The organism is Allostella sp. (assembly GCF_041913585.1).
GTDB lineage: Bacteria > Pseudomonadota > Alphaproteobacteria > ATCC43930 > Allostellaceae > Allostella.
In genome coordinates this window covers 24,125-30,771 of the sequence record NZ_JAYSFE010000054.1, presented here as the reverse complement: position 1 = coordinate 30,771, position 6,647 = coordinate 24,125, and the positions used below count along the sequence as shown (strand labels likewise).

General features: G+C 69.2%; 2 protein-coding genes. Both read right to left on the bottom strand.

Going from position 1 to position 6,647, the window contains the following annotated elements; all coding sequences use genetic code 11:
- On the bottom strand, positions 1 to 3,439 hold a 3,439-nt coding region (locus ACE3Q3_RS12225; RefSeq protein ID WP_374446379.1), incomplete at its 3' end, for a calcium-binding protein.
- A 140-nt stretch (positions 3,440 to 3,579) separates the two neighbouring features.
- The coding region (locus tag ACE3Q3_RS12220; protein WP_374446377.1) for a calcium-binding protein at positions 3,580 to 6,647 on the bottom strand (3,068 nt) is incomplete at its 5' end.

Sequence of the window (6,647 nt, the reverse complement as noted above, 5' to 3'; positions counted from 1 at the left end):
CGGCAATGGCGCCGGGCAGGAAGTCGGCGACGGTATCCTGGTCGAGATCCTCGACAGAGTCGGCGCCGATCAGGTCACCGCCGGGCCCGCCATGGATCAGATCGGTCCCGAGGCCCGGTACCAGCGTATCCCGACCCTCGTCACCCCACAGCGTGTCGTTGCCGAGTTCCCCCAGGAAGTAGTCGTTTCCAGCGCCGCCATAGAGCAGGTCGGCATCGGCGCCGCCGCGCAGCTGGTCGGCCCCACTTTCGCCATTCAGCGTGTCGAGGCCGTTGCCCCCATGGATCGACTCGTCGTCACCGCTGCCGAAGATCCCGTCGTTGCCGTTGCCGCCGAAGAAATCATCGTCGCGGTCGGTGTCGCCCGTCAGCGTCACCCGGTCGTCGCCGGCCAGCGCGTCCGACACGTTGCCGTACAGATCGAGGTCGATCGCGCCGAGATCGATGGAGTCCGGGTCGTTGGTGAACAGCGGGATAGCGATGGTGAAGCGGGTGACGCCCTCGACGACGGCGCGCTGCCAGTCGACGCCGGTCGCGCCGGCGATCGTGATGTCGCCGTCGCCGTCGCCGTCGAGGTCGAGCCCGTCGTCGACGGCCGTGAAGACGGAGCGCGCATCGCCGCCGAACACGGTCTCGACGACGATCGCATCGAGATCGCCGCCGGCCGCCATGTCGAAGTCGAAGACCGTGTCGCCAGTCAGCTCGGCAAGCGAACCGCGGACGCTGTCGCTGCCCGAGCCGGCATGGATGTCGTCGCTGCCGTTGCCGCCAGCCAGCACGTCGTCGCCGTCGCCGCCATCGATCGTGTCGGCGCCCTCGGCGCCGAGGATGGTCTCGTCGTCGTCGCCGCCCCAGATCGCGTCGTCGCCGTTGCCGCCGGTGAAGCTGTCGTCCTGGGCGGACGCCCCGCTCAACGTCACCCGGTCGTCGCCACCGAGCGCGTCGCTGACGTTCTCGTAGTCCGCGAGGTCGAGCGTCGAGAGGTCGACGGTGTCGGCATTCTCCGTGAATGGATCGCTGCGGATGAAGAAATGCGTGGCGCCGCCGACCACCCTGCGCTCCCACTCCGCGCCGCTCGCACCGACGATCGTCACGTCGCCGATGCTGTCGCCATCGAGGTCGAGCGTCGTGCCGGAGGTGACGAAGACGGACCGGGTGTCGCCGCCGAACACGGTCTCGAGGACGATGACGTCGGCATCGCCGCCGGGCGCGGTGTCGAAGTCGAACGCGGTGTCGCCGCTCAGTTCCGCGAAGGTGCCGAAGATCGTGTCGCTGCCGCTCTCGCCATAGAGCAGGTCGTTGTTGCTGCCGCCGCCGAGGCGATCGCTGCCGTTGCCGCCGAAGAGCTGGTCGTTGCCCTGGCCGCCGTAGAGAAGGTCGTCGCCCTCGTCGCCGCTCCCGGTGTCGGCGCCGTTGCCGCCATATCCGGTGTCGGCCCCGCTGCCGCCGAAGAAGCGATCGTTCCGCTCGCTGCCATAGAGCAGATCGTTGTCGCCTTCGCCGTAGAGAAAGTCGTTGCCGTTGCCGCCGAACAGCTGATCGTTGCCGTTGCCGCCGAAGAGGTAGTCGATGGCGTTCGTGCGGTCGCCGCTGACCCCGCTGCCATACAGGAGATCGTTGCCGTCCTCGCCAAGGAGCGTGTCGCTGGCTTGGCCCCCGTACAGCAGATCGTTGCCGTTGCCGCCCGAGAGGTAGTCGGTGCTGTCGTCGCCGAACGCGGTGTCGTCCCCGGCCTCGCCGTAGATCCGGTCGATGCCCTGGCCGCCATAGAGCAGGTCGTCGCCGTTGCCGCCGGACTGGCTGTCGGCGCCGCTGCCGCCGAAGATCGAGTCGGCCCCATCGCCTCCGAAGGCCTGATTGGCGCCGCTGCCGGCATTGATGACGTCGGCCCCGGCGGCACCGTCGATGGTGTCGTCGCCGTTGCCGCCGAGAATGGATTCGTCGTCATCGCTGCCGAGTATGAGGTCGTTGCCGCTGCCTCCCGAGAAGGTGTCGTCGCGATCCGATGCGCTCGTCAGCGTCACCCGGTCGTCGCCGCCCAGCGCATCCGACACGGTGCCGTAGATGCCGGGCTGGACCGAGCCGAGATCGACCGTGTCCGCATTCTCGGTGAACAGCGGGTCGGCGACTGCAAAGCGGGTGACGCCCTCGATGACGGAACGCTGCCAGCCGACGCCGTTCGCGCCGGTGATCCAGATGTCGGCGTCGCCGTCGCCGTCGAGGTCGAGCGTATCGCCTGTCGCAATGAAGACCTGGCGGGTGTCGGCACCGAGCACGGTCTCGAGCACGATGGCGTCCAGCTCTCCGCCGTCCGCCGTGTCGAAGTCGAGCAGGGTGTCGTCGGAGAGGTCCGCAAGCGAGCCCCGGACGGTGTCGCTGCCGGACCCCAGGAGAACCGCGTCGGCCTGGCCGCCGGCGAACACGAGGTCGTTGCCGCCGGCGCCGAGGATGGTGTCGTACCCGTCGCCGCCGAAGAGGGTGTCGTCGCCGTCTTCGCCATAGAGGAGATCGTCGCCCGTGCCCGCGTCGGCGAGGTCGGCGCCGTTGGCGCCGAAGATCGTGTCGTGATCGCCGTCGCCGAAGAGCGCGTCGTTGCCTTCGCCGCCATAGACGAGGTCGCTGCCATTGCCGCCGTAGGCAAGGCCGGGGGCCGAGATCGTATCCGCGCCGTCGTCGCCGAAGATGGATCCTTTGCCGCTCAGGACGTCGTTGCCGGCACCCCCGTAGAACAGGTCGGCGACGTCACCGTCCGTGATGCTGTCGTCGCCCCCGTCACCGAACAGCGTGTCGGCGCCGGCGCCGCCGTCGATCGTGTCGGCGTCCGCGCCGCCATAGGCGAGGTCGTTGCCGTTGGATGCGACGATGGAGTCCGCGCCGTTGCCGCCGCGGTACAGCTCGTCGCCATAGGCGCCGACGAGATAGTCGTTGCCGTCGCCGCCGTCGAGCGTGTGCCGAGCCGAGCTGAAGAGCTTCGAGGCCAGGGTATCGTCGTCGCCGCCGCCGTACAGCGAATCAATGCCGTCGTCGCCATAGAGGAGATCGTTGCCGTTTCCGCCATCGATCGTGTCGTCGCCCTCGCCACCATGAAGGCGATCGTCGCCATCGTCGCCGAAGAGCGTGTCGTTGCCGGAGTAGATAAAGCCGTCGGCATCCTCGTCGCCGAAGATCGTGTCCCCGTCCGCGCCGCCATAGATCAGATCGTTGAAGCCGCCGCCCAGGATGTGGTCCGCGCCGTCGTCGCCGAAGATCGTATCGTCGCCGCCGATGAGCGAGACGCCGTCGCCGAACAGGCTGTCGTCGCCGATGCCGCCATAGACGAGATCCGTGTCCTCGCCGGCGATGATCGTGTCGTTGCCATTCTCGCCGTAGATGGTGTCGGCGCCGGGGCTGCTGTCGGCCGGGAAATGGTCGTTGCCGGAACCGAGTGAAAATACGGCCATCGCGTCCCCCCAGACACGGCCGGGCCGGCGGCCGAGACGACCGCCGCCGATCCCGCGACCTGATCACTTTTGTCGCAGTCCGGGCACGCGTCAATCGGCAGGAACATGAACGCCGACGCGCGCACCGGTTTTGGGGCGGTCTACACGACGTAGATCAGGATCGACCCGTCGCCGGCGAGCATGGTGTCGGTGTGCATGCCGTCCGCCAGATCCTCGAACAGGATCTCGCCGCCGCCGACCTTGCTGAGCGACAGGACGCCGTCGAGGATGGCGACGCTGTCGAGCAGCTTGCCGTATTTCGACGCCAGCCCGGTCAGTGCGATGACGTCCGACGTCGCGTCCTTGCCGGTGTCGAAGCCGGCGATGGTGTCGCCGGAGAGGAAGGCGACCGAGCCGAGGACGGTGTCGCGCGCCGCCGTCTCCTCGCCGAGGTCGATGCGGTCGCCGTCGGCATCGCCGAAGATGCGGTCGCCGCCGTCGCCGGCCGTGATGGTGTCGCCGCCGGTCCCGCCATAGAGCGTGTCGGCGCCGGCGCCGCCTTCGATCGCGTCGGCCCCCGCGCCGCCCTCGATACGATCCCCGCCTTCGCCGCCGGCGAGGGAGTCGCTGCCGCTCTCGCCATAGAGCGTGTCGTTGCCGTTGCCGCCCGAGAGCGCGTCGTTGCCGTTGCCGCCCCACAGCGCGTCGGCGTCGTTGCCGCCGTCGCCGACGTCGTTGCCGTTGCCGCCCTTGACCGTGTCCTTGCCGTCGCCGCCGAAGACGGTGTCGTCGCCGTTCTTGCCGTCGACCGAGTTCGACTTGCCGTCGGCGACCACGAGGTCGGGGCCGTTGCCGGTCGTCGCCGTCGAACCGATGCGGATCGTGGTCTCGCCGCCGGCGAACTCGGCGTCGATCACGCCGGAGAGCGCGAGCGACCCGAAGGTCAGCATCATCGCGTTGCCGTCGCCGAAATCGAGCAGCCCGCCCACCAGCGAATCGCCGTCGAGGCCGCTGTAGTCGCCCGTGACCACGATTGCGTCGGAGTCCGTGATCGTGCCCGGGACGAAGTCGGCGACCGTGTCCTGGTCGTGGTCCGGGGCACCGCCCGTGAAGACGTCGCCGCCGCTCCCGCCATGGACGAGGTCGCCACCGGTGCCGGTGGCGATCGTGTCGCGGCCGTCGCCGCCGAAGATCGTGTCGTTGCCGTCGCCACCGGCGAGGGCGTCATTGCCGCCGGCGCCGGAAAGGCGGTCGTCGCCGTCGTCGCCGACGATCCCGTCGTCCCCGCCGGCACCGTCGATCGTGTCGTGGCCGTTGCCGCCGAAGATCGTCTCCTCGTCGCCGCTGCCGAGGATGCGGTCGTCGCCCTCGCCGCCGGTGAAGGTGTCGTCGCGCGCGGAACTGCCGGTCAGCGACACCCGGTCGTCGCCCTCGAAGGCATCGGTCACGTAGGCGTAGATGTCGAGGTCGACGGTATCGAGGTCGACCGTGTCGGGCCCTTCCGTGAAGACGCTCTCGGCGATGAGGAAGTGGGTGCGGCCGCCGATCACGGTCCGGAACCACTCGGCGCCGGTCGCCCCGACGATCGAGACGTCGCCGTTGCCGTCGCCGTCGAGGTCGAGGAGGTCGGTGGCCGTATCGAAGATCGAGCGCGTGTCGGAGCCGAACACGGTCTCGACGACGACGCGGTCGCGGTCGGTCCCGCTGCCGCCGGAATTGTCGAAACCGTCGAGCGTGTCGCCGGTCAGGTCGGCGAAGGACCCGATGGCCGTGTCCGAGCCGTCGCCGAGCAGCAGCAGGTCGTTGCCGTTGCCGCCGCCGACGCGGTCGTCGCCCGTCTCGCCGAGGACCGTATCGTCGAAGTCGCCGCCGTCGAGCAGGTCGTTGCCGTCGCCACCATAGACGAGGTCGTTGCCGGTGCCGCCCCAGACCTCGTCGGCGCCGTTGCCGCCGAAGATCGTGTCGAGGTTGGCGTCGCCGTAGATCAGGTCGGCATCGTCCTCGCCGTAGAGCAGGTCGTTGTTGCTGCCGCCGGAGAGCGTGTCGCCGCCCTGGCCGCCGAACAGGGTGTCGTTGCTGCCGGAGCCGGACAGGCTGTCGTCGCCGTTGCCGCCGTAGAGCAGGTCGGTACCGCCTTCGCCGAACAGCGTGTCGGCATCGTCGCCGCCATCGAGCCGGTCGCTGCCGTTGCCGCCATAGACGAGGTCGGCGCCGGCCCCGGCCTCGACGGTGTCGGCCGACTGGCCGCCATAGACGAGGTCGGCGCCGTTGCCGCCGTACATGAGGCCGGGGGCGTTCTCGCCAAGCAACGTGTCGTTGCCGTCGCCGCCGTCGAGCGTGTCGCCGGATTCACCGCCGTAGAGGAGGTCGTTGCCATTGCCGCCGAAGACTTGGTCGGAACCGTTGTCCGCGAGGATCGTGTCGTTGCCGCCGCCGCCCGACAGCGTCTCGCTGGCCGAGTTCCCATAGACGAGGTCGTCGCCGTCGTCGCCATAGACGAGGTCCGGGGCGCTCTTGGTGAACAGCGTGTCGTTGCCGTTGCCGCCCCACAGCGTGTCGCTCGCGCTCGAGCCGTAGACGAGGTCGGCATCGTCGTCGCCATAGAACAGCACGTTGGCGCCGTTGGCGTAGAGCGTGTCGTTGCCCTGGCCGCCGAACATCGTGGCGTTGTCGTTGTCTTCGACGAGATAGTCGTTGCCGTCGTCGCCATAGACCAGGTCCGCCTGCGAGCCGCCGCGCAGCGTATCGGCGCCATTGCCGCCACGGATCGTGTCGCTCTCGGAATCACCGACCAGGCTGTCGTCGCCGTTGCCGCCATAGATCAGGTCGGAGCCCTGGCCGCCCGCCGCCGTGTCGTCGCCGTCCTCGCCGGAGAGGGTGTCCGCGTCGTTGCCGCCGTCCAGGCTGTCGTTGCCGTTGCCGCCGTAGAACAGGTCGTTGCCGAGGCCGCCGCTCAGGACATCGTTGCCGTCCTCGCCGAAGGCCGTGTCCATGCCGCTGAGCGAATTGTCGTCGCCGCCGGCGTTGATGCGGTCGTTGCCCTGACCGCCATAGGCGAGGTCGCTGCCGGTACCGCCGTCGATGGTGTCGTCGTCGTCGCCGGCGAACAGCGAATCGTCGCCGTTGCCGCCGTTGACGCTGTCGCTGCCCTGGCCGCCATAGGCGAGATCGTTGCCGAGGGTGCCGCGGAGCGTGTCGTTCCCGATCTCGCCGAAGAGCGTGTCGTCGC